Here is a 24,592-nt window from a genome sequence, read left to right on the forward strand (position 1 = left end):
ACGCCTGGCCTCGCAGGCCTTCTTATTCCATCCCCGAAAGGGACCACCTGAGACGCCAAAGATGACTCCAGATAAAGACCCTACCTTCTGGGCTGACGTCTCGCGAGTCCTGAGCAACCCGCTTTGGCAGGGAGCAATCATGGCAGCCACAATTTCGCTTCTTCGTGTTCTGTACGACGCAAAGGAGACGAGGGTTTGGCGCGTAATCCTTGAATCACTGATTTGCGGCGGCCTGAGTCTTTCGGCCAGCAGCATCATCAAGTGGATGGACTGGCCTGAGGGGCTGTCTGTTGCCGCCGGCGGGATGATTGGGTTTCTCGGGGTTACGGCAATCCGTGAGTTTGCCATGAAGTTCATCGGCAAGAAGGTTGAAACCCTATGACCATCACCCGCGGAGTCCGGAACAACAACCCGGGCAACATTGACTACGTGTCCGCCAACAAATGGCGCGGCCAGCTCCCCCCAAACCCGGCGATCGAGAAACGATTCGCTCGCTTCGACACGCCAGAGAATGGGATTCGGGCGTTGTGCAAGCTGCTGCTGACCTACCAGAACAAGTATGGGCTGAAGACGGTAAAGGACATCATCAGTCGTTGGGCTCCCAGCGCAGAGAACGACACTGCCGCCTATGTCCGTGCCGTTGAACTCAGCATTGGAATCAGGTCAGGGGTTGAGGTGGATCTTTGCAATGAAGGGGTCATGAAAGGCTTCGTCAAGGCCATCATCCACCACGAAAACGCGGGATTTGAATACCCGCAAGCCGTCCTTGACGAGGGTGTTCGCCGGGGGCTGACGTGAACGTCCTCCGCGCCCTGGCCCTGGCCGCAGTCATTGCGCTGGTCGGCGCGCTTCTCATAGGCATCCAGCAATACCGAGTCATGGCCCTCCAGGCCTCTGTCACCTTCGAGCAAGGGGAGAAGCAAAAAGCCGTCCAGGCCAATGCTGAGAGCCAAGCCACCATCACCACCCTGCAAGCCGAAGCAAAGCGCAACGCTGCGTACACCGCAGACCTTGCCGCACGCATCAAGGCAAGCGAGCAAAAAGCCAAAAAGGCGAGGAAAGACTTTGAAGACCTCAAGCGCAACAGCAAACCTGTTCGTGATTGGGCTGATCAGCCTTTGCCTGACGGCCTGCGCGGCAAAGCCCCAGGTAGTGACAAAGACAAACGCGGTGCGAATTGACTCGCCCGAACTGGTTCCGTGTGAACGAGTGAGCGAAGAGGATGAAGACCTACGCAGCAATGGCGATGTCTGGAATCTCAAGAATAGAGCCATCAACCTGCTGGACACCTGCGCCGATCAAGTGGACGCATCCATTCAGCGCAGCAAGAGCAAATAGGGGAATTACATGCCTATCTTCAAAGTCCGCACCTACGAAGAGAACGTTACCGTCGAAGCTGATTCGATCGAGTACTGCACTGACGGCATTCGCCTGATGTTCACCACTGGCGACAGGATCACCGCAGGGTTCTCCCGTTATCTGTGGGTGCGAGAGGTGAAGGCCGAGTCGACCGCTGAGCCAGAGGCGCCCGTTGCTGAAGAGCCAGCCGTGCCCGAGCAGGCAGAGTAACCATGGCTGAGCTGACCGGTAAGCGTGCTCGCTTCGTGGATGAGTACCTTATCGACCTGAATGGCACTCAGGCCGCCATACGGGCTGGATACAGCGAAAAGACAGCCAACGAGCAAGCAAGCAGACTGTTAACCAATGTTAGCGTCCAGGCGCAGCTACAGAAGCGCATGCAGGACCGTCAGCAGCGTACCGAGATCAACGCCGATTACGTGCTGAAGCGCCTGGTTGAGATCGATCAGTTGGATGTGGCCGATATCCTTCGCGATGACATGTCCTTCAAGCCGCTGACTGAATGGCCCAAGGCCTGGCGCCAATACCTCGTCGGCTTTGACATCGCTGAAATGTTCGAAGGCTCGGGCGATGACCGCTCAATGGTCGGCCTGATGAAAAAGATCAAGTGGCCGGACAAGATCAAGAACCTTGAACTGCTCGGCAAGCACGTGAATGTGAACGCCTTCCGCGACCAGGTGAGCGTTGATGTCAACGTCTCGCTCTCTGAACGGATGGCAAAAGCCCGTGAACGCGCCAGCAAAGATTGACCTCGAGCAGCAACTGGTCGAGGACGTCCTTTCGTTTGCTGACGATCCGCTGGGTTATGTCTGGTATGCGTTCCCCTGGGGCGAGCCGGGCACTGAACTGGCAAACAAGACCGGTCCCAGGCAGTGGCAGATCGATGTCCTTGACTCGATTGGTCAGAAGATCCGCGCCGGTGCCAGGGATTTGGGCGATGTCATCCATGAGGCGGTTGCCAGCGGCCACGGTATCGGTAAGTCGGCGCTGGTGTCATGGATCATCAAGTGGGCGCTGGACACGGCCATGGACACCCGAGGCGTGGTCACGGCGAACACCGAAACGCAGCTCAGGACCAAGACCTGGCCCGAGGTGGCGAAGTGGAACCGGCTTTCCATCACTGCCCACTGGTTCCGCCTGACAGCTACAGCGCTGATCAGCACCGACCCAGAGCACGAAAAGAACTGGCGCATCGACGCCGTGCCGTGGTCGGAGAGCAACACCGAGGCATTCGCCGGCCTGCACAACGAAGGCAAGCGCCTGCTGCTGATCTTTGACGAGGCCTCAGCCATCGCTGACCTGGTGTGGGAGGTGGCAGAAGGCGCACTGACGGACGAGAACACCGAAATTATCTGGGCAGCGTTCGGCAACCCGACCAAGAACACCGGCCGGTTCCGCGAATGCTTCACCCGCTACAAGCACCGCTGGAGCCACCGGCAAGTCGATAGCCGCACGGTGGACGGCACCAACAAAACGCAAATCGCCAAATGGCAGGCGGACTACGGGGAAGACAGTGACTTCTTCCGTATCCGTGTGCGCGGCATGTTCCCGAGGGCTTCTGAATTGCAACTGATCCCGACCGACTGGGTGGCAGCGGCGATGAAGCGCGAGCCTGTCTATGGCATGGACGACGCCATGGTCTGCGGCATCGACATCGCCCGGGGCGGCGCCGACAGCAACGTGATTGTGTTCCGCCGTGGGCTTGACGCTCGGTCGATCAAGGCCATGAGCATCCCAGGCAGTGAGACACGCGACACCACGCTGTTCATCGCCAAGGTCTGCACTGTCGTACAGGAGCACAGGCCCGACGCCGTGTTCGTTGACTCGACCGGTGTTGGCGGGCCGGTCGCCGACCAGCTGCGCCGCCTGATGCCCGGGATCGTCATCCTTGATGTGAACTTCGCCAGTGCGGCACCAGACCGGCACTACGCCAACATGCGCACTTACATGTGGTGGAAGTTGCGCGAGGCCCTGCGCGCTGGTCTGGCGATCGAGGAAACGACGGAGCTTGAGTCGGAACTGACCTCGCCCATGTACGGGCACAACGGCAGCGATCAGATCGCCCTGGAAAAGAAGGACGCCATCAAGAAGCGCCTGGGCCTGTCGCCGGACTACGCCGACGCCCTGGCCCTGACCTACGCAATGCCCGTGATGAAGAGCCAGTACACCGGCAGCGGTGGCGGCCCCAACAGTGAACTGGAATCCGAATACGACCCCTATGCGGAGGCATAAACATGTGCGGCAAGAGCATTAAAAAACTGGTGAACAAAGCCGTTGACCTGGACCCGCTGCGCGGCGGCGACGTCATCCTGGAAGGCCTGGGCTTGCCCAACCTGATGGGCGAAAACACCGGCATGTTCAACAAGGCTGAGCGCGAGAAGGCAGCAGCTGAGGCGATGACGGGGTCCAGCATGGCCAGCACCACCGCGCCGACCACCAGTAGCGACTCCGTCCAGGCCGCCGTTGATGCCGAGCGCCGCCGCCGTCTGGCTCAGTCCGGGCAGAACGGCACCATCCTGACCGGTGCATCCGGCCTGCTTGGCGGTGCCAACACCAACCAGAAAACGTTGCTGGGGGTGTAAGTTGGCTGACTCCCTGCGCGAACGCCTCGAACAGCGGTACAAACGGCTGAAGGAAGAGCGCGATACAAACTGGCTGACTGAGTGGAAAGAGCTCGGTGACTTCATCAGTCCGCGGTCTGGCCGGTGGAATAACGAGGACACCAACAGCGGCAAGCGCAGGGACCGCAAGATCATCAACCCGCGAGCAACCTTTGCATCCCGCACCTTGGGTGCTGGCATGCACACCGGCATGACCAACCCTGCGTCACCCTGGGTCAAGTTCGGCACACCAGATCCGTCGCTGATGGACTTCGCGCCAGTAAAGGAGTGGCTGTTCGCAGCTGAGACGGCCATGCGCGAAGTGATGGCTCGGTCGAACATCTACAGCGTCCTTCCCAACCGGTACGCGGAAGAGGGCGTATTTGGCACGGCGCCAATGGTGATGCAGCCGGACGATCAGGACCTGCTGCGCGCCTACCCGCTGGCCGTTGGTAGCTACATGCTCGCCAATAACAGCCGGAACCAGGTGGACACGCTCTATCGCGACTTCCGCATGACTGCTCGCCAGATGGAGCAGCAGTTCGGCAGGGACAAGATGAGCCCCACCGCCAAGGGGTTCCTCGATAAAAGCCCAGAAACCTGGGTAGACATCTGTCATGCGATCGAGCCCAACGAGGGCCGCGACGCCAAGATGATGGATAACGAAAACATGCCCTTCCGCTCTGTGTATTGGGAGAAGGGCAGCGACAAGGACACGATCCTGCGCAAATCCGGCTTCAAGGCGTTCCCGGTCATGGCGCCGCGCTGGGATGTGCTGGGCGAGGATGTCTATGGCACAGGCCCTGGCTCGATGTGCATCGGCTCCACCAAGGCGGTGCAGTTGATGGAAATGCGCAAGGCTGAACTGCTTGAGAAAGGTGTCAGGCCGCCAATGGGCGCCCCGGCCAGCCTCAAGGGGCAGCGCGCTTCGATCCTGCCGGGCAGCATTACCTACCTCAACGACATGCAGAACGGTGCCAAGTTCGCGCCGCTCTATGACGTGCAGCCGGCATGGTTGGGCCAACTGCGCGGCGAGATCCAGGCCGACAGCGAAATCATCGACACGGCGTTTTTCGTCGATCTGTTCCTGATGATCAGTCAGATGGACAGCGTGCGCACGGCCTACGAGATCGCTACCCGCAAGGAAGAGAAGCTGCTGATGCTGGGGCCGGTGCTCGAGCGCCAGACAGATGACCTGCTCGACCCGCTGGTGGACATGTACTTCAACCAGATGCTGGAGCAGTCAGTCCCGCGCTGGATGGGCCTGCTACCTGGCGCGCCGCTGCTGCCACCGCCACCCAAGGAGCTGGCCGGCCTGGACTTGCGCGTCGAGTTCACCAGCATCCTGGCCCAGGCACAGAAGGCGATCGGCGTGTCCAGCATCGAGCGCGCCATCGGGTTCGCCGGTCAGGTTGCCACCACCACGCAAAGCCTGTCGCCGCTCGACCTGCTCGACGCCGACGAGGCTATGCGGCAGTACTTCGAACTGATCGGCGTGCCGCCAACACTGGTCCGCGCTGACGACATGGTCGCGCAAATCAGGGATCAGCGTTCCCAGGCCCAGCAGGCCGAGCAGATGCAGCAGGAGCTTGGCAGCGTTATCCAGGGGGCACAGATGCTCAGCGAGACGGACACGTCAGGCAATAACGCCCTGACTCAACTGGCCGGGGCTGTGCGATGAGCGACGGAATTGAAGCGCTGGACGAACTGCGCCAGGCGGTAGAGCAGGCAGAGCGTTCTGAGCGCCTGAAGCAGGCCGCCGACTTCCGCTGGCTGATGAATGATGAGCGTGGGCGCCGGTTCATGTGGCGCCTTATGGGGCACTGCAAGGTGTTCGAACCCTCATTCAACCCCCACGGCGGGATCATGAACTTCAACGAAGGCCAACGAAATGTTGGCCTTTTTCTTTTGGGCGAAGTGAATCAGCTGTGTCCGGCGCTATTCCCGGTCATGGCTGCTGAGAACGCCCCCAAGCCTGTAGAGGATGAAATCAATTGAATCGCCTGATGATGAAACTGATGGGCCACATCTTGATGAACGAGGCTCCAGCCGACGGCGCTGCGTCGGGCGGCTCTGCGCCAGCTCCAGCAGCCGCGCCGGCCACGGCCGCAGCGCCTGCAACCGATTCCACGATGTTAACCCCTCCAGCAGTACCGGCGGCCACCGACCCTAAACCCGAAGGTGGCCCGGCAAAGCAAGAGGATCCCGCGAAAACCGACGACGGCAAACCAAAGGATCAGCCGCAAGGCGCGCCCGAGGCTTACGCCAATTTCAAGCTGCCTGAAGGCATGGAGCTGGATTCCGAGGTGCTGGGCGAGTTCACAGCCTTCGCCAAGGAACTCAACCTGCCCCAGGACAAGGCCCAAAAGATCGTTGATTTCCAAGCGAAATTGTCGGCCAAGCAGGCTGATGAATACCAGGCAGCAGCACTCAAGCAGGGCCAGGAGTGGGCCAGTCAGGTCAAGAACGATCCAGAGCTCGGCGGCGACAACTACGAGAAAAGCGTAGCCAGCGCCGTGAAGGTCATTCAGTCGTTCGGCGATGACGGCCTGCGGGACCTGTTGAACAACACCGGCCTGGGCAACCACCCGGCGCTGTTCAAGTTTTGCCACCGCGTAAGCCAAGCCATGTCGGAAGACAAATTTGTCATGCCCGGCAGCCAAACCGCTGCACCCAAAGAAATGAGCATCATCGACGCCTTCAAGTAAGGCCCTGAAACCACGTAGGAGATACACCGATGGGCATTCTCACTTCCACCATGCCTACCTTGCTGGACAAGTTCAGCCGGGAAGACAGCCAGAAAAAGATCATGAAGATCGTCGAGCTGATGGCGAAGCGCAACGACATCCTCATGGACGCCGAGTACCAGGAGTGCAACGACGGCTCCAAGCACAAGACCACCATGCGTTCGGGCATCCCTGAGCCAGCATGGCGCCTGTTCAACAAGGGCGTGCAGCCAAGCAAGTCGACAACCGTGCCCGTGCTGGACACCACTGGCATGATGGAAGACTACGGCAAGGTCGACAAAGCGCTGGCCGACCTGAGCGGTAACGCCGACGCTTTCCGCGTTTCCGAGAACATCGCGAAGCTGCAGGGCTTCAACAACAAGGCGTCGCGCTACATGTTCTACGGCAACACCGCTTCAGAGCCTGAAGCATTCCTGGGCCTGTCGCCGCGCTACAACGACAAGTCGGCCGAGTCGGGCGCCAATATCATCGACGCGGGCGGTACCGGCTCCACCAACACCTCGATCTGGTTCGTAACCTGGGGCGAAATGACCACCCACCTGCTGTATCCGAAGGGCAGCGTGGCCGGCTTCCAGCACAAGAACTTGGGCGAGGACACCGTCACCGACGGCAACGGCGGCGAGTTCCAGGCGTACCGCGACCACTTCAAGTGGGATATCGGCATGTCGGTACGCGACTGGCGCGCAAACGCCCGCATCGCCAACATCGATGTCACCACGCTGACCCGCGATGGCGCGACCGGCGCGAACATCATCGACCTGATGATCGACGCGATGTACCGACTGGACAACCCGGACCAGGGCGAGGGTCGGACTGTCATCTACGCCAACCGCACCATTCAGTCCTGGCTGCACAAGCAGGCCATGAACTCGAAGAACGTCAACCTCACCATCGGTGAATACGGCGGCAAGAAGATCCCCGAGTTCCTGGGCATCCCAATCAAGCGTGTTGACGCGCTTCTCAACACTGAAGCCCGCGTAGTCTAAGGACCGCGCGGTTTTCCCCAATTCTGGAGAAACCATCATGCTTTTTGACGCAAAGCTGCTCATGTCGAGCGCCCAGGCAATCACTGCTACGGCCGCTTCGACCGACATCATCGACCGCGGCGACACCAAGGACGTGGGCCGCGCCGGTGACATCCCCTTGCTGATTCAGGTCGTTGAGGCATTCAACACTCTGACCAGCCTTACCATCGACCTGCAAACTGATGACAACTCGGCCTTCAGCACTCCTCGATCCCTGTACCAGGTCGTGGTTCCACTGGCTGACCTGAAGCTGGGCTACCAGACCCCTGTCATCACCTTGCCGCAGAAAACCGAGCGTTATCTGCGCATCAACTACACCGTGACCGGCGCCGCGCCCACCCTGGGCAAGGTAACCGCCGGCGTGGTCGCTGGAGTACAGACCAATGTCTAAGCGCTACGAAGTACTGGAGAGGTCGTTTATCAATGGCCGTCTCTATGAGCCCGGCGAGACTGTTGTGTTGGAAATCGACAGTCCTGGCGGAAACCTGAAGCCAGCGACCGGGAAGGCCGTCGCGGCCCCTGTGTCGAGCAGCAATGATGCTGCCTTCATTGCAGTGCGAGGCGCCGCAGGCAAGTTTGTCATCAAGGATGCTGAAGGCAATCGTGTTGGTGCTTTCGCTGGCACCAAGGCCGAAGCCGAAGCTGAGGCTGAACGCTTGATCAGTGGCGGTGACATCGCCCCGGCCAAGGAAGCGCAGGACGACCTGCCAGACGCTTGACGGTCCACCGCAACAAACCTAGGGCCCTTCGGGGCCCTTTCTCATTTCTGGGGTTCCCGAATGCCAAGCGATATCGAGATCTGCAACATGGCGCTCTCGCGGGTTGCACAAACTCAGTCGATCAACTCGTTTACCGAGAAGAGCAAGGCGGCCGAATTATGCAGCGTGTACTTCAAGCCGCTGCGTGAACTGGTGCTGGCTGACTTCCCGTGGCCGTTTGCCGAGTCGATCGTGAGTCTTGCCGACATCGGCACCCCTGCGCCTGGCTGGGCTTATCGCTACCGATACCCGGCCGACTGCCTGAAGCTGCGAGAGATCATCATCCCTGATCAGCGCCGGCCGCTGACAAGCGACCAGCAAATCCCCTACAAGATCGGCTACGACGCCGGCGGCCGCGTGATCCACACGGACCAGGCCGAGGCCGGCGCCAGGTTCACCTTCCGCGTGGAAGATCCCACGTTCTTCGATCCGCTGTTCACCGAGGCCCTGGCCTGGCGCTTGGGGCAAGAGCTGGCCTTGCCGCTGAGTTCGAAGCCCGACCTACAGCAGTACTGCCAGCAGCAATACGAAATGGCGAAGACCAGGGCCCAGGCCTCTGCCTTCGAGGAATCCCAGGACGATCCTGAGCCGGAATCCGAGTTCGTGTCGGTGCGCTCATGACCAGTGCCCTGCAACCGACATTTGCTGCCGGCGAGCTGTCCCCATCGGCCAGCGCCCGGACCGACATCGCCCGCTACTACACCGGCCTGAAGCTGTGCCGCAACTTCATGGTCATGCCCTACGGCGGCGTGCGCAATCGGCCGGGCACAAAGTTCGTGTGCGAGGTGGCGGATTCCACCAAATTGAACCGACTGATCCCGTTCCAGTTCAACGATGAGCAGACCTACATCCTTCAATTCAGCGACCTGCAAATGCACGTCATCAAGGATGGTGGTCAAGTCTTGTTCGGCCCTGGGCCTTTCGTTGGCCTGCCGTACCAGATCGCGATGCCCTACACCCAATTCGACCTGAAACAGCTGAACTTCACCCAGTCCGCTGACGTGATGACCTTCGCGCATACCTCCTACAGGCCGCGCGAACTGAGCCGCCTGGCGCACGACAACTGGACCACGGCCGAGTTGAACCTGGCCCCGCGCATAGCCGCGCCTGCATCAGCCACGGCAACCGCAACCGCCGGCACCGGGGCAACACAGTCTTGGCGCTACCAGATAACCGCCGTGCTTGATGACGGGAACAGCATTGATGAGTCGCTGCCGGTCACGTCCAATGCCGTAACGATCTTTGCTGACACGGCATCAGCAACCATCGTGTGGCCTGCTGTTACTGGCGCCACCTACTACATCGTCTACAAGGACAACGCCGGCGCCGGGATCTACGGGTTCATTGGCCGGGCCACGGCGCTGACATTCACCGACCGCAACATCACTGCAGTGAAGACCGACACCCCGCCCAATGGCTCTGATCCTTTCGTAGGTGCGAACAACTACCCTGGCGCCGTGGGTTACTTCCAGCAACGTCTGGTGTTCGCCGGTAGCAACCTCAGTCCGCAAACCTTCTGGATGAGCAAAACCGGCCTGTTCAAGAACTTCGGCTACTCGATCCCGAACAAGGACGACGACGCGATCACGTTCACGATCGCCAGCACTGAAGTGAACAAGGTCCGCCACCTGATCGGCCTGCGCAAGCTGCTGGGGCTGACCTCGGGCGGTGAGTGGACGTTTACCGGCGGCGACACCGGGCTGACTGCAAAGTCCATTCAGGCCAGCCAGGAAGGTTACGACGGCTCAGCCATTGTGCCGCCGGTGGTAGTGGGCAGTAGCGCGGTCTATGTCCAAGCGCGGGGCAGCCGCGTTTCGTCGTTCGGGTACTCGCTCGAAGCCGATGGTTTCGCCGCCGGCGACCTGACGCTGTTCAGCGCCCACCTGTTCCGCGGCTACGAGTTGACCAGCGTTGCCTACCAGAAGATTCCCGACTCGATCGTCTGGTATGTGCGCGATGACGGGAAGCTGCTGGGCATGACCTATCTGCCCGAACAGCAGCTTGTTGGCTGGCACTGGCACGACACGGACGGTTTCGTCGAGTCGATTGCCTGCATCCCCGAAGGCCAGGAGGACGCGCTCTACATGGTGGTCCGGCGCACGATCAATGGCGTGCAAAAACGCTATGTCGAGCGCATGGCTACCCGCCAAGTCCTGTCGGTCGAGGATGCATTCTTTGTGGATTGCGGCCTGACCTATGACGGACGCAATACCGACATTACCAAAACCCTGCAATTGACCGGCGGCGTCAGCTGGCAATACCCAGAAGTTGTCACCATGACGGCGGCCGGGCACGCGCCATTCTCCGTGGCGAGCGTCGGGGTTGAGTACATGATCCGATTCCGTCCTGTTGACGTATATGGAGAAGTCAGCACCGCGAGCGTCCGCGTGGTGGTCACCAACTACATCAGTCCGACCGTGGTATCAGTCAAGCTTCAGGTCGTTTGCCCTGAAGTACTGCGCGGGCATGCCATCGCGGACTGGGCGCGTATGGCAAAGACCATCACAGGCCTGGGACATCTGGAGGGGAAGACCGTTTCCATCCTGGCTGACGGCAGCGTTCACCCACAACGCGTGGTCAGCGGCGGCGCTATCGTCCTGCAAGAGGCGGCCGGCGTGGCACATATCGGGCTGCCTTATCAGTCGGACATGGAAACCCTTGATCTTGAGCTGAAGAACGGCAACGAGACGGTGCTCGACAAGAAAATCGCGGTCACCTCGCTGACGGTTATGGTGGAAGAGTCGCGCGGGATCTTCGCCGGCAAAGACAAGGATTCGCTCTACGAGGCCAAGACTGAGCGGGAAACCTACGAGCAAGCGCTCGACGCGATCACTGGTCAGGTCGATATCAATATCTCTAACAGTTGGAACGGCAAGGGCCGGGTATTCATCCGTCAAGCCGACCCGCTGCCGCTTTCCGTGCTGGCCGTAATCCCAGAGGTAACCATCGGTGGCCGCTGAAGTCCTCCCGGTGTCGGCAGAAGACGTGCCGGCCATCCTGCCACTGGTGCGTCAGGCCGACATCGATGAGATCACCGAAGCCCTGGGCATCCCCATGGATGAAGCGCTGATGGACGCCGTGACCGACAGCCTCAACGCCAGGAAGATCGTGGTGGAGGGCCTGGTGGTCGCGGTGTTCGGCGATGCGACCTACAGCATTCTCGGCTCCGTCGGCGTGCCATGGCTGATTAGCACAGTGCATGTTGAGCGGCATGCGCGGGCATTTCTGAAGGTCTGCAAGCCAGAAGTGCAGGGCATGCTCACCCGGCACCATCATTTGCTGAACTACGTCGACGCCCGCAACACAGCCGCAATCCGCTGGCTGAAGTGGCTGGGCTTCACCTTTGCCCCGGCCGTCCCCTATGGCCCCAAGGGCTTCCTGTTTCACCCATTCACCTTGAACAGAGAGAATTGATTATGTGCTGGATGGCATTGATCCCGGTCGCCATATCCCTGGTCGGCGGAATGATGGGCGCGCAGAACGCCAAGCAGGAGGGCGCGTTCAATGCGGGCATGCTCAACCGAAATGCCGCGCTGAAAGAGCAGACGGCGCAGGAAACCCTGTTCGCCGGCGACACCTCGGCAGACTGGCAGCGCGTGCGCACTGGGCAGGCGGTGGGCACGCAGCGTTCCGTCCAGGCAGCCAACGGCATTGATGTGAACAGCGGAAGTGCTGCCCAACTGCAGGATGACACGGCCATGATCGGCGAGCTGGACGCCCTGACCATCCAGAACAACGCCGCCCGGGAGGCGTATGGCTACCGTATCCAGGCTGATCAGGATCGCATGAATGCCGTACAGACCGTGACCAATGCCGGTAACAAGGCCACCGGTTCAATCCTGGGCGGCATCGGCGGTGCGTTTGGCTCGTTCGCTGGAGGCATGTCATGAGGGTGCCGACGTTCGACACGGCCCAGGTTCAACAGCAGCCCGGGCGGGCGGTGGAATTGCGCGGCGTGGCACCGGATAACTCTGGTATTGAGCAAGGGCTGCGCAGTTTTCAGCGTGGCGCGGAGATCCTGGCCAGCAAGTCGCGAGAACAGGCCGACACCGCGTCAATCATGGACGCCGACCGCAAGCTGACCGAATGGCAGCAGAGCACGATGTTCAATCCTGAGGGCGGCGTTTACACCCGCAAGGGCGCTGCCGCTCTGGACATCACCAATCAGACGTTGAGCCAGTTCGAGGAGGCCCAGGCGAAGATCGCCGAGACGCTGACCAATGATCAGCAAAAGGCCAGGTACGCCCAGATCGTTGCTGGGCGCCGCAACTCGCTGTCCAGCGAGCTGAATAAATACGAGTTCTCCCAGCGGGAGCAGTATTACGACGATACCGCCGAAGGGCAGCGCAAGAGCGCCATTCAGGGAGCAGCGCTGTACGCCGACGACCCGCAGCAGTTGGCCTACTACCAGACCAAAATGAACATCGTCGAAGGGGCTGAGGCGCAGCGCAAAGGGCTTCCTGCCGAACTGGCGGAACAGAAACGTCTGGAGGCCAACACCAGGTTGAACGCTGCCGTCATCGAACAACTCGCCGCGCGCGACCCGATGAAGGCGCGGGAATACTTCACCAGCAACGCCATCAACATGACCGCTGACGCACAGGTCAAGGCAGCGGAAATGCTCAAGCCGCTGATCGACCGCCAGGTCGGCGTCAGTGTTGGTTCCAAGGCAGTCGAGGCCGTGAGCAGTCAGGACAATCGCGTGTTCGCCTCAATCCTGCAGGCTGAAAGTGGTGGCAAGCAGTTCGACCGCAATGGGGAGCCGATGACCTCCAGTCGTGGCGCTATCGGCGCCGCCCAGATCATGCCCGGCACTGGCCCCGAAGCAGCGAAGCTTGCTGGCGTCGAATGGGATGAAAACCGCTTTCGCAACGATGCCGACTACAACCGGCAACTGGGCCAGGCCTATTTCCAGAAGCTGACCAATGACTTCCGGTCGCCAGCGTTGGCGGTGGCAGCCTACAACGCTGGCCCAGGCATGGTGAACGACTGGATCAACGGCACCAATGCCACCGGAAAGAACGAAAGCAAGCTCAAGTTGGGCGACCCACGTACCGGCGAGATAAGCCAGGCTGAATTCCTCGACAGGATTCCCTTCAAGGAAACCCGCGAGTACACCCAAAAGGTGCTGGGCAAGGCATTGCAGGCGCAAGAGCCAAGCTTTGGCGAGGTGGCCCAGGCCATCGACTCGAGAGACGACCTCACAGCAGATCAGAAAGCGATTGCCCTGAAAGCCGCGAAAGATCGAATTGATTGGCAGGCCGAGCAGCGCAAGCAACAGGACGCGCAGAACCTCGAATCAGCATGGGATGTGGTTTTGCAAGGAAATAGCTGGGACTCGATTCCGGCCAGCACCTGGGCCGCGCTGCCAGCCGCGGGTCGCAAACAGATCATGGAGTACAAGCCTGGTCGGCCAACAGACCAAGAGGTTTATTACCGGGCCCGCGACGAGATCGTCAATGGCAACGAGCTGAACCTGCTGGCGATGCGCGGAAAGCTTTCCGACACCGACTTTCAGGAGCTGACGAAGCTTCAGCAGGACCGCCGTGAGAAGGGCGCCGAAGCCACGGCATCCATCGGTAGCAATGACGACATCTTCAAGGAGGCCCTGCGCATCGCCGGCATTGACCCGGACGCCAAGGCTGGCAAGGCCGATGCCAAGTCTGTTGCGGCGGCTCGCCGGTACGTCGATACCCAGATCCGCGCCTTGGAGCAGGACCAGGGCAAGAAGGCGACATCCGACCAGGTGCAAAAGGTCGTGGACCGGGCATTCATTCAGGGCGACGTGCCGGGTTCCGGCTTGATGGGACTGTTCTCCACCAAGAGACGCACCTTCGAGCGGGAGCCCGGCGACCAGGTGATCGTCCGGGACATCAAGCAAATTCCAGCCGACGAGCACCAGCAGATCGTCGAAGCGCTTAAGCGCCATGGTCGTGTGGCAAATGACGCTGAAATCCTGAAACTCTTCAACGAGGCCAATCAATGAGCCGTTACGACGACATTCTTTCCAGTGCCGACGGCCAGGATGAGCCCAACAAATACGATGCCGTGATCCAGCGGCAGCGTGATCTGCCAAACCCGCGTACTGCCTTGAGCTATGTCGCCGACACCAACCCGGACGAGCAGGCCAATATTCAGCGCCTGGCTGAGCTGACCGGCCTGGCGCCGGAAATGGTATCGCGCAACCGGCCAGAGGTTGAGCGCAAGGCAAAGCTTGATGCCGTGGACTATGACGCGCTGCTGAGCCGTGCGCCGGTTACAAACCAGTTCCTGACCGACCCAAACAATGCTGGCGTGGCCCACGACGACATCGACGCGCTTTCGAATGTTGAGGGAGCCTTCGACAGCTTCGTCAAGGAGTCGGGTCAGCAGCACTCCACCGATACGGTTGACGCGCTCTCTCGCGGCATCGGGCAGCTTGGCTTGATCGGCGAGGCAGGGGCAACCCTGCTGGACCGCTCGCTGTCCTCGGTCGGTGGGTTCTTCGTCAACATGCTGGCCCCGCAAAGCGCCCTGGACCGTAACGGGACTGATGAACCGAACTACACCAGCCAGAGCGAGGGCGGTGTTGTGAGCGCTGTCGAGGGCTACATGGCCATGCCGCGTGACCAGCGCATTGCATTCGCCGGCCAGGTGTTCGACCAGGCCCGGGCGGGCGGTGCTGGGTTTGGCAGTGCAGCGGCGGACAGTGGCCAGTACGCATTGCGTAACCCGGGCCTGATTGGCAATGCGTTGGCTGAGGCACTGCCAAGCCTTGTGGTTGGCGGCGGCTTCGGCGGTATCGCGGCGCAGCCAGCGAAGAGCCTTGCCGTCAGCCGTCTTGCCAGCACCTTCGCGCAGCGCGCCGCCGAGAAGGCTATTGCCGTGGGCGGCGTGAACTTCGGGGCTGGTGTTGCGGGCGGTGCAGGCGAGAACCTGGCCGAAGGCTTCAAGAAAACCGGCGACATTGACCAGTCCTATGCCTACAGCCTCAAGCGTACGCTGGCCGAGGCTTCGGTAAACGCGCTGGGCGGCATGTTGCCCATTCCATTTGCCGGGCGTGGCATTGGCGGCAAGCTCGGCAACATCGCCGTCGAGGGCACAGCCCAGGCTGCTGGCGGGGCAGGTGGCGCAGCAGCGGGCGCGGCAGCCGTGGGCGAAGAGGCCACCGGTGGCGAGCTGTTCCTGAACGCCGCTCTGGGGCTGGCGACTGCGCCGGTTGACGTAGCCATTGCTGGGGCGAGTTCGGGCCGTCGCTACTGGCAGATCGAGCAGGACCTGGCCGCCGTCCAGCGCCTGGGCGACATGGCCGAGAACTCCAAGCTGTTCAAGCGCTCCCCGCCGCGCGCTGAGGCGCTGATTGCTCGATTGAAAGAGCAGGCCGGCGGCAACGTGGAAAATATTCTGGTGCCGGCCGAGCAGTTCCAGCGCTATTTCCAGGAGAACAACCTGGACCCCGAGCAGTTCGCCACCGCGGCCACAGGCAATGCTGACGCACTGGCTGAAGCGCTGACCCTGGGCAGCGATATCTCGATCCCGCTGGAGAAGTGGGCTTCGGTTATCGCGAAGGATGGTCACCACCGGGGTCTGGAGCAGGACATGCGCGCAACCCCTGACGCCATGACCCTGCGCGAACTGGCAGAGTTTCAGCAGCGCGCCCCGGAAGAGCTGGACCGGCTGCGTGACCGAGTCGAGCAGGATGCGACTGCGGCGTCTGATCGCCGGGTATTCGAAGACGTGCGCGGCCAGTTGCTGGGCATTGGCCGAGAGACGCAGACCGCCGACCGGGAAGCGTCTCTGTACCAGTCGGCATTCCGCTCTCTGGGCGAGCGCTCCGGCATCGATCCCTACGAACTGTTCAGCCAATACCAACTTCGCGTTGGGCGCGACATCCCGGAGGTCCTGCGCAGCCCGGGCGGCGCCGATCAGCTGGACCTCCTGCTGGACCGCCTGCGCACTGGCGACATCCCGGACGACGCAGCAATCAACGGTCCATCGCTGATTGACTTCATCCGCGAGCGGGGCGGCATCAACGATGAAGGCGGCGAGCTGGCCGCCCGGGACGCTGACGTCGGGCGTCGAGGCAACAACCGTATCGCCAGGAAGGGCGGGCGCAGCCTTGACGACATGGCCGCCCAGGCAGCCGAGGCGGGTTACCTTGGCAATGTCCCGACCGCCACCCCTGACATGTTGTTGACAGCGCTCGACAAGGAACTGCGTGGTCAGCGCCAGTCGGCCCCTGGCAATATCAATCAGGAGCAAGCCAACACCCGCGGAGCCCTGGACGAGCTGCAGCGTGCCATCGATCAATCAGGCCTTGACCTGAATGCGCTGGACAACGCGGCGGTGCGCAAGGCGCTACTGGGCAGTGAAACTTTTCGGTTTGATCAGGAGGAGGGCGGTGCGCGTGGCTTCATCCAGTTCGACGCCGGGCGCAAGTTCAACATCAAGCTGACCGACAAGGCCAATCTGTCTACCTTCCTGCACGAAACCGGGCATTTTTACCTTGAAGTCATGGGCGACTTGGCGGCTCGCACTGATGTTCCCGACCAGGTAAAGCAGGACTATCAGACGATTCTCGACTGGTTTGGTGTGAGCGATCGTTCCGGCATCAAGGTTGAGCAACACGAGCAGTTTGCCCGTGGCTTCGAGGCGTATTTGCGCGAGGGCAAGGCGCCCAGTGCTGCGTTGCAATCAGCGTTCTCCCGGTTCAAGGCCTGGCTGACGCAAATCTACCGTGATGCGAGTCGCCTCAACGTCCAGCTCAACGACGAGGTTCGCCGGGTATTCGACCGTCTGCTGGCCACCGACGATGAGATTGCCGTGGCCCAGGCCCCATACCGCAATCTGTTCTCCGATGCCAAGGTCGCCGGCATGTCACCGGCCGAATTCGACGCGTACCGCGCTGCTGCTGATAAGGCAGGTCAGGCCGCCGAGGAGCGCCTGACCGCCGAAGCCCTGCACGAGTTGACCCGCGAGCAACAGAAGTGGTGGAAGGAAGCGCGTGCCATCATGCAAGAGGCGGTGACCAAGGAAGTTCACGCCCAGCCGGTGTACCGGGTGCAGGATCTGCTGCTCAAAGGATTGCAAACCGACGGAACCGTTGGTGAGCCAGTGAGGCTTGCCCGCGGCCCGCTGGTGGAGCGTTATGGAAAGCCAGTGGTATCACGCCTGCGCGGCATGACCAGCGATGACGGGATTCATCCGGATCTGGTGGCCGAGCAGTTCGGTTACACCTCTGGCGATGAAATGGTTCAGGCCCTGGTGGGCGCCCGTGGCCGCAAGGAGCTGATACAGGCCGAAACCGATGCAAGGATGCGGGCCGAGTACGGCGACTTGCTCAACGACGGTTCACTGGCCGATCGTGCTGTCGAGGCAGTGCATAACGATGATCGCGCACAGGTGGTTCGCGAAGAGCTGCGCGCTATCGATCGATTGCGGCGCCAGGTCGAAAAAGTCCAGAGGGCGCAGGATTCGAACTCTCGCGCCCTGCGCAATGACGCCTACAGCGCTATCCCGTCGCTGAAGGACATTCGAGCTGTCGCCACCCAGGTGATCGCCGAGAAGACGGTGCGTGATATCCAGCCCCACCTGTACCTGAACGCCGAGCGCAAGGCCAACCGTGACGCCTTCAACTTCGCCAGCAAGAACCGCTGGCAGGAAGCCGCCGAGGCCAAACAGCGCGAGTTGCTGAACCACTACCTGTACCGGGAGGCTACTGCTGCCCGTAAGGAAGAGGAAAAGATCTACACCTTCATGCGCCGTTTCGAAAAGCCCTCGACGCGCGAGCGTATCGGCAAGGCAGGTGCCAGCTACCTGGAGCAGATCGAAGGGCTGCTTGATCAATACGAGTTCCGCAAGGTCAGTGGTCCACAGGTAGAGCGTCGCCGAAGCTTGGCCCAGTTCGTCAGCGAGCAGGAAGCCGCTGGCAATGTAGTCACCGTGCCACAGCACCTGATTGAGCAGAGCGCCAGGGTCAATTATCGGGACCTGACCTTCGAAGAACTGAACGGTGTGCGCGACGCGGTGGTGAACATCGAACATCTCGCCAGGCTGAAAAACAAGCTGCTGAACCGCAAGGATAAACGCGACTACGAGCAGGCCCGCAGCGACCTGATCCGCTCCCTCAATGAAAACGTGCCTGTTGACGCGCGCAAGGTGGCGACTTCGGAAAGCAGCGAGACCTCCTCTGACAAAGCCTACAACGCGTTGGCAGGGATCGATGCCTCGTTGACCCGCATGGAAAACGTGATCAACCGCCTGGATGGCAAGAACACCAGCGGCCCGTGGCACGAACTGGTGTGGAACCCGCTGGCTGAGGCCCAGGCCAACGAACGCACGCTGTTCAAGAACGGCATTCGCTCCATCGTCGAGCGTTTCGCCGGCATGGACTCAAAGCGCCTGGCCGATCGCTTCTACATACCCAGCGCCGGGAAGTCATTCAACCGTCGTGAGATCCTGATGCATGCACTGAACACCGGCAACGAGTCGAACCGTACCAAGCTGCTCAAGGGCAACAAGCTGAACGATGCGGCCCTGGCTGACATGCTGGGCCGCCTGGAAAAGCAGGACTGGGACCTGGTGCAGTCGGTATGGGACTCCTTCGACGCGCTGTGGCCGGACATCGCTGCCATGTACAAGCGCCTGTCTGGCGTGGCGCCGCCGCGCATTGAGCCAAAACCGGTGAATACCGCGTTTGGTGAATACCGTGGTGGGTACTTCCCGATCATGTACGACCGCAAGCGAGCCGGCGCGCCCCCGGCGGCCGTGGGCGGTGAACTGTTCAATGAGGGATTTGAGGGGGCGCTGCCCTCCAATGGCTTCACCAACCAGCGGAACGACAACGCCAGTGGGCCATTGCTGCTGAACCTGAGCGCTATCCCCCAGCGCCTGGCGCAGCATGTCCACGACCTCACGCACAGGGAAGCGCTGCAGGATGCCCACCGGCTGACCAAGGATCCACAAATCAGGGCCATGCTAATCAACAAGCTGGGACCGCGCGGCGCGGATTCGTTCCTGCCGTGGCTGAAGGCGATCGCCAATGACCGCAACCCGCCGGAGACCGGCAACTTCAACGGGTTTCTGGATGCGGCACGGACAAACACGTCGATTGTTGGCCTGGGTCTTTCCAGCACCACCATGCTGGCGCAGATTGGCGGTCTGATCCCCGGGCTTCGGTACGTCAAGCCAAGGCTGTTGGCGCAAAGCCTGCTCGACGGTATTCGCTCGCCCGTGGAGACATACCGGATGATCGCCGACGCATCCCCGGCCATGAGCCTGCGCTGGGATACGGAGGATGGCCGACTGGCCTCCAGCATGGCCGACCTGATCGGCAAGAATGCCTTCTTCCGAAAACGCGACGACCTGGTGCGCTTCTCGTTCAATCTTCTGGGCTACCTGGACCGTGGCATTTCCGGAGCGATCTGGCTCGCCAGCTACCGCGAAGGACTGGCGGCGGGCAAGGAGCCGGCCGCCGCCGCGCTCGATGGCGACAACGCCGTCCGACTTTCGCAGGGTGGTACCGGGGCGATGGATATCGCAGCTATCCAGCGCAAGGATCAGGGCGCTGCCATGCGCTTGCTGACCATGTTCTATACGCCGTTCTCGGCTTACTACAACCAGAACCGGGACTTGGCCTTCGAGGCCAAGCAGGGCGCACGTACAGTGGCGAGCGCTGTCGCCTCGATGGTCGCACTGGCGTTCTTCCAGGGTGTGGTTGGGGATTTGCTCACCGGCAAAGGGCCGGACGAAGACGACAATCTCGCGGCCTGGATGGCGAAAAGCACGCTCGGCTTCGGAGTGTCCGGCTTCCCGGTGATACGCGACACCCTGGGTGCCGCGCTCAGCGGACACGCTGGATCACTGTCGCCGGCGTGGCAGGCCATCAATGCTGGTCGTCAAGCCGCGGGAGCTGTGACCGGCCTGGCGACAGGCGACAAGGAAGCCGGGGCCGCAGCCAAGTCTCTGGTCACCGCTGGCGGCTATCTGTTGGGCGTCCCCACCAAGCCTCTCACGCGCCAGGGCTCTTACCTGTGGAATGTCGCTGTAGGCGACGAGGCGCCGGAAGACACCGCCGAATTCATCAAGGCCCTGCTGCATGGAGCCCCGAAAAAGTAAGCCAACTCCACCCACCGAAGCCCGCCACTGAGCGGGCTTTTTTTCGTCCAGAAAAAAGGAGTCACGACAGTGACCGTACCAACTCTAGAAAGTGTTGCCGAGTTCTCCACAAACGGGGTGACGACCAACTACCCGTTCTTCTTCAAATTTCTGGCGAATGAGGATTTGGTTGTCACATATGTCAACCCGGCCGGCGTGAGCTCGGTGCTGACGTACGGCTCGCAATACACCGTGAATGGCGCTGGCGATGAAGATGGCGGCAGCATCGTCACGTCTACTGCGCTGGCCGGCCCAGGCCAATTGATTGTTTCCAGGGAGATGGATGCTTATCAGCAAACCTCGCTTCGCAACCAGGGCAAGTTCCTTGCGAAAACGCATGAAGACGTGTTCGACAGGCTGACGATGCTGATTCAACAGGGTTTTTCCATCTTCAAGCGCGCCCTGGTCAGGCCTTTCGGCCGCAATTATTACGACGCGGAAGGTCGCAGAATCGCCAACGTTGCCGATCCGGTGAGCCCTCAAGATGCCGCCACCGCTCAATGGACGGGGGAGTATGTCGCGGACTTGATCTCGCAGGTCACAGGACCCATCAACAATGCTGCGAACGTATACATCACCGGCGCCGACGGCCTTCCTCATGTTGTCCAGGATATTGGCAACGCCAATGGGTCTCAGGTCGTTGGTCATCACGGAGGTACGCTTGAGGCTGCGCTTGATGCGCTGGATAGAAGGGTTGGCTTGGAACTTGTTCTCGATGCGAAAACGGACGGCACGGACCAGACCGCTGTAGTTGTGGCGTTCTTCTCCAAAGCGTTGACTGAAAATCGCCCTTGGATGGTCCCATCGGGGGATTACGTCATCAATCCAACTACACCGATCACAATCAAAACCTCAGGGGTGTGCAACGGCCGATTCCTCGTCCCGAAGGCGAACCAAACTTTCCGTTTCGATATCCTCCGAGACGTTGCCGGGAGCGTAATTCCAACAGGTTCATGGACTGCTTTGCAGCGCGGGACAACCAATGCCAACGCGTTGAACGCCGTTGGCAAGAACTTGTTCATCTCATCGACTGAAGTATTGATTGAGCGCATCGGGTCAGGCGGGGCGCCATACATGAAGCAGGAGTTCATCCGATGCCCTCTGCCTGGTGGCATCTTCAGCACTGCGATTACCCGCAATTACAACTTCAACACCAACCTGACAGTGACGGCTCACACCCCATCAGTGCCAATTTCAATTGAAGGACTGTCGATTCTGCTTACAGGACCATCTGGTGGCGTGGAGTCCAACCGCGGCACGATCGTTGTAACGCGCGATAACGTCGTGATGGACCAGCCTTCCGTAATCAATGCTGACCCCACTCAGCCTCGACCTGTCGCGATTGAGGTTAGTTATTGTGCAGACGTGACGCTTAATCAGCCGCATGTCCGTGGATTCAACTACGGTGGTCTGGGCTATGGGATCCTCAACGGTACAACCATCGGCCTTACCGTGAATCAACCTGTTCTCGAAGATTGTCGTCACGCCTACACTGGGGCCTATACCGTTGACGTTGTTCTCAACGGTGGCGTCTATAGCCGTGTCATTGACGACCATTGGACTGACCGGTTCACTGCAAACGATGTGAAGGTCTACGCCTCACAAGGTGCAAGCGCGTTTGAGTTCGCCGGCGACGACATAACCATCAACAATCCTCAGCAATTTGGTGGCCGAAGCCTGTTGGGTATCCGAGTGGATACGCCAAGCCTCGGCGGGAAAGTCGTGGTCAAAAATCCACGAATTCAAACTCGCGGAGAAAGCGGGGCGTTCCACCTGTTTGGCTTCTCCAGCCCGGGCGGGCCAGGAGCAATAGGTTTCACCTACACTAATAAACCACGGTTGCCCGACACGGTCGTAATCGAAGATGCGCGTATCGATTCAGATACGGCCATTGTTTACGGGGCTTATCTCGGCAGTCTGCTCGCGCCGCATACCACCTGGGGAACTATCTGCCTGCGCGGGCAGTGGTCCTTCACTGGGTCTACGGTGATTGGCATTTTCGCCGAGAAGAATGCCACTTATCAGCAGGACCGGCGCCCATTGTTGGCCTGTGAAGCTACGATGGACTGCGGTGCTAACGGTACTGCCGTGTATGTGATTGCTACCGACGCGGTTACCACGAACGCCATGGACGTCAAGCTGACGAATACGGTGCGCGGAGCTTTGCGCTACAGCGGGTACAGCGTGAACAACCTGCGCGCCAACAATGCGACGATTACGAACATGGTTGACGATAACTCGGCTGCGACCCCGCTAGGGGCGAGCATTTTTTCTGGCTGTTGGTTTACCGGAGGGGCAATATCCACGACCTTGAAGAACATGGCTTTTCAAGCATGTCAGTTTACCGGCAACTACACGGCCTTCCCGATCGCCGCGAATGTCACCATGGTGGGCAATATCAAAGGCACAACCGTCACCGGCCTCCCTGCGGATATTCGCGCCAACGTGGTAGCACCTTTTTCCTGAAGGTCAGGGAGTTATTTTTACAGACTTGAAAAGCGAGCGGGCGCACCCATTGGAGTGCGCCTGCTCAGCCGGCCGAAGCTAGACAGCGGATAATTTTTCTACGAGCCACTGACACATAATGGACATCTGTAACGCGGCTTCGTGACTAACGTTCTGTCCCATAGCTGACTCTCTTCTTAAGTCGGCGAGTTTCGTGTAGGTCGTAAAAGTCAATTCATTAACAAGTTTCTTTTCAAGCAAGACAGTCATTATCATTCGGTGAGTTTCGAACTCGGTTTTTGTATCGATGCCGTATTTGTTTGCAACAGCATTAATAGATTTTTCAACTTCATTGAATGACTTGATGATAAGCTCAAGAGGATTTTCGTATGCTTGTTGGGTGTTAATCGGTGATGGCGATGGCGGCAAGAGTTTTTCGCGGCCTTCTTGAGCTTCGATCATGACGTCCTCTTTAATGGCTTCAATTTGCTCGGAAAATGTCCAAAGGTATTTTCCATACTTAAAACTTCGAAGGTTGCGGATAAGATCGGTTATCGGCTTTTTAAACATTGTCGCGATGAGAAATGCCACTACCGGCCAAGCCAGCGAAGACACGACCGAGGCGACTGAAGATACCGCAGCGGCGATAAATTGCTTCCAATCCATAAGAGAGTTCCTTTCCATGTGCCAGCAGTCGTTAGGCCGCAGGACTATATTAATGCACCAACATAACAGCTTCGCTTGTTGAGCGGTATCCATCTACCGTTCTGCTTGGCTTGGCTCTGTTGGGACGTACAAAAATCGGCATATCGCTTTTTCGACCTGAGCTGCCGGCGGCGTGGTTCATGGAAGAGCAAGAGCCCAGCTTGACCCAGCGCATGCTCAAAGAATTATCGCCATCACCGACGCCGGCGACCGGGGGTTGATAGCGCTGAAGGCATGCCAGGCGTATGTCAGGGGATTGAATCAGCGATAGAGCGATTCATTCGGGGTATTCATTACCGCCAGATCCATTTTAATAAACTCCTCATTCTGATCGAGGGTGGCCAGCGCGCCGCGCACGTTGTCGGCCACGACGGATGATCCGTTCAGGGCGACCCAGTTGGATAGCTCCGGGACGGCAGCCTCAAGCGCGAACTGGTTTTCGTTGATCTTGGAAAGCAGTTGTGGGAGCAGATCGAGGTTTTGCATTTATGACTCCTATTTCGTAGGAATCAGCGTAGCAGTGGAGGGATTATCGGTCGGCAGAACGCCGAAGGAGGGGGCATTACTGTAGGAATATCCAACGCTAAGTTATTGATTTTTATAGAGGGTTTAGCTGTTTTTTGGCGCTCTTGAATTTGCTATATTTTCCTTTTAAGTCAGTAGGTTACGACCGGCTCTGGGTCACCTTGACATGGTGGGGGTCGTTGGTTCGAGTCCAATCGCGCCTACCAAACAAAATCCGCTCTGCTGGGCGGTCTAAAAGGGCTCACCGAAAGGTGGGCCTTTTTTTGTTGTCTGTGTCCCGTCCTGAATAAGGT

At 59.9% G+C, this 24,592-nt stretch carries 22 protein-coding genes and 1 pseudogene; 21 read left to right on the plus strand and 2 right to left on the minus strand.

The genetic code is table 11. The features are described 5' to 3' along the window. Positions 1–61: 61 nt before the first annotated feature. From J7E36_RS10170 to J7E36_RS10265, 20 genes are all read left to right on the plus strand, one after another. Positions 62–382, plus strand: a complete 321-nt coding sequence (locus J7E36_RS10170) for a phage holin, lambda family (protein WP_215002417.1) — start codon at positions 62–64, stop codon at positions 380–382. Next, positions 379–798: a structural protein gene (locus J7E36_RS10175; protein ID WP_215002418.1), complete on the plus strand. Its 420-nt coding sequence runs from the start codon at positions 379–381 to the stop codon at positions 796–798. The genes J7E36_RS10170 and J7E36_RS10175 overlap by 4 nt, the downstream gene beginning before the upstream one ends. Next, the gene (locus tag J7E36_RS10180) at positions 795–1,181 is read left to right on the plus strand and encodes a hypothetical protein (RefSeq protein ID WP_215002420.1); all 387 of its coding nucleotides are present in this window, start codon (positions 795–797) and stop codon (positions 1,179–1,181) included. Before J7E36_RS10175 ends, J7E36_RS10180 begins: the two co-directional genes overlap by 4 nt. A gap of 166 nt (positions 1,182–1,347) precedes the next feature. Then, positions 1,348–1,569 (plus strand): hypothetical protein, encoded by a 222-nt coding sequence (locus J7E36_RS10185; RefSeq protein WP_215002422.1) that lies wholly within the window; start codon positions 1,348–1,350, stop codon positions 1,567–1,569. Positions 1,570–1,571: 2 nt separating this feature from the next. Further along, on the plus strand, positions 1,572–2,108 hold the full coding sequence (locus J7E36_RS10190; protein ID WP_215002424.1) for a terminase small subunit: 537 nt from the start codon (positions 1,572–1,574) through the stop codon (positions 2,106–2,108). Next, entirely contained in the window at positions 2,086–3,591 is a 1,506-nt protein-coding gene (locus J7E36_RS10195; protein WP_215002426.1) for a terminase, read from the plus strand. Before J7E36_RS10190 ends, J7E36_RS10195 begins: the two co-directional genes overlap by 23 nt. Before the next feature lie 2 nt (positions 3,592–3,593). After that, a complete protein-coding gene (locus J7E36_RS10200) occupies positions 3,594–3,941 on the plus strand; it encodes a hypothetical protein (protein ID WP_215002428.1) in 348 nt (115 codons plus the stop codon). A 1-nt stretch (position 3,942) separates the two neighbouring features. After that, complete coding sequence (locus tag J7E36_RS10205; RefSeq protein ID WP_215002430.1) at positions 3,943–5,640, plus strand: portal protein; 1,698 nt, start codon at positions 3,943–3,945, stop codon at positions 5,638–5,640. Continuing rightward, the gene (locus tag J7E36_RS10210) at positions 5,637–5,957 is read left to right on the plus strand and encodes a hypothetical protein (protein ID WP_215002432.1); all 321 of its coding nucleotides are present in this window, start codon (positions 5,637–5,639) and stop codon (positions 5,955–5,957) included. The genes J7E36_RS10205 and J7E36_RS10210 overlap by 4 nt, the downstream gene beginning before the upstream one ends. Further along, on the plus strand, positions 5,954–6,667 hold the full coding sequence (locus tag J7E36_RS10215) for a hypothetical protein (RefSeq protein ID WP_215002434.1): 714 nt from the start codon (positions 5,954–5,956) through the stop codon (positions 6,665–6,667). Before J7E36_RS10210 ends, J7E36_RS10215 begins: the two co-directional genes overlap by 4 nt. A gap of 29 nt (positions 6,668–6,696) precedes the next feature. Further along, entirely contained in the window at positions 6,697–7,692 is a 996-nt protein-coding gene (locus tag J7E36_RS10220) for a major capsid protein (protein ID WP_215002436.1), read from the plus strand. 37 nt (positions 7,693–7,729) lie between these two features. Beyond that, a complete protein-coding gene (locus J7E36_RS10225) occupies positions 7,730–8,122 on the plus strand; it encodes a Bbp16 family capsid cement protein (protein ID WP_215002438.1) in 393 nt (130 codons plus the stop codon). Further along, positions 8,115–8,450, plus strand: coding sequence for a hypothetical protein (locus tag J7E36_RS10230; protein WP_215002440.1), 336 nt, complete (start codon positions 8,115–8,117; stop codon positions 8,448–8,450). Before J7E36_RS10225 ends, J7E36_RS10230 begins: the two co-directional genes overlap by 8 nt. Before the next feature lie 60 nt (positions 8,451–8,510). After that, complete coding sequence (locus J7E36_RS10235) at positions 8,511–9,110, plus strand: hypothetical protein (protein WP_215002443.1); 600 nt, start codon at positions 8,511–8,513, stop codon at positions 9,108–9,110. After that, the gene (locus tag J7E36_RS10240; RefSeq protein ID WP_215002446.1) at positions 9,107–11,449 is read left to right on the plus strand and encodes a hypothetical protein; all 2,343 of its coding nucleotides are present in this window, start codon (positions 9,107–9,109) and stop codon (positions 11,447–11,449) included. Before J7E36_RS10235 ends, J7E36_RS10240 begins: the two co-directional genes overlap by 4 nt. After that, positions 11,439–11,903 (plus strand): hypothetical protein, encoded by a 465-nt coding sequence (locus J7E36_RS10245; RefSeq protein WP_215002448.1) that lies wholly within the window; start codon positions 11,439–11,441, stop codon positions 11,901–11,903. Before J7E36_RS10240 ends, J7E36_RS10245 begins: the two co-directional genes overlap by 11 nt. Before the next feature lie 11 nt (positions 11,904–11,914). After that, the gene (locus J7E36_RS10250; protein WP_215002450.1) at positions 11,915–12,379 is read left to right on the plus strand and encodes a hypothetical protein; all 465 of its coding nucleotides are present in this window, start codon (positions 11,915–11,917) and stop codon (positions 12,377–12,379) included. Positions 12,380–12,429: 50 nt separating this feature from the next. Next, a complete protein-coding gene (locus tag J7E36_RS10255; protein WP_215002452.1) occupies positions 12,430–14,475 on the plus strand; it encodes a transglycosylase SLT domain-containing protein in 2,046 nt (681 codons plus the stop codon). Further along, on the plus strand, positions 14,472–20,585 hold the full coding sequence (locus J7E36_RS10260) for a hypothetical protein (RefSeq protein WP_215002455.1): 6,114 nt from the start codon (positions 14,472–14,474) through the stop codon (positions 20,583–20,585). The genes J7E36_RS10255 and J7E36_RS10260 overlap by 4 nt, the downstream gene beginning before the upstream one ends. Positions 20,586–20,654: 69 nt before the next feature. Continuing rightward, positions 20,655–23,090: a hypothetical protein gene (locus J7E36_RS10265; RefSeq protein WP_215002457.1), complete on the plus strand. Its 2,436-nt coding sequence runs from the start codon at positions 20,655–20,657 to the stop codon at positions 23,088–23,090. 78 nt (positions 23,091–23,168) lie between these two features. On the opposite strand, the gene J7E36_RS10270 is transcribed toward J7E36_RS10265, so the two are convergent. After that, complete coding sequence (locus J7E36_RS10270; protein WP_215002458.1) at positions 23,169–23,735, minus strand: hypothetical protein; 567 nt, start codon at positions 23,733–23,735, stop codon at positions 23,169–23,171. A gap of 163 nt (positions 23,736–23,898) precedes the next feature. On the opposite strand from J7E36_RS10270, the pseudogene J7E36_RS25260 reads away from it, so the two are divergent. Further along, a pseudogene (locus J7E36_RS25260) lies at positions 23,899–24,045 on the plus strand (lysis protein); the annotation flags it as partial. Here J7E36_RS25260 and J7E36_RS10275 read toward each other — a convergent pair. Then, positions 24,036–24,260: a hypothetical protein gene (locus J7E36_RS10275; protein ID WP_215002460.1), complete on the minus strand. Its 225-nt coding sequence runs from the start codon at positions 24,258–24,260 to the stop codon at positions 24,036–24,038. The pseudogene J7E36_RS25260 and the gene J7E36_RS10275 sit on opposite strands and share 10 nt — an antisense overlap. Positions 24,261–24,592 lie beyond the last annotated feature (332 nt).

Source organism: Pseudomonas fluorescens (assembly GCF_018614775.1).
Classification (GTDB): domain Bacteria; phylum Pseudomonadota; class Gammaproteobacteria; order Pseudomonadales; family Pseudomonadaceae; genus Aquipseudomonas; species Aquipseudomonas fluorescens_BY.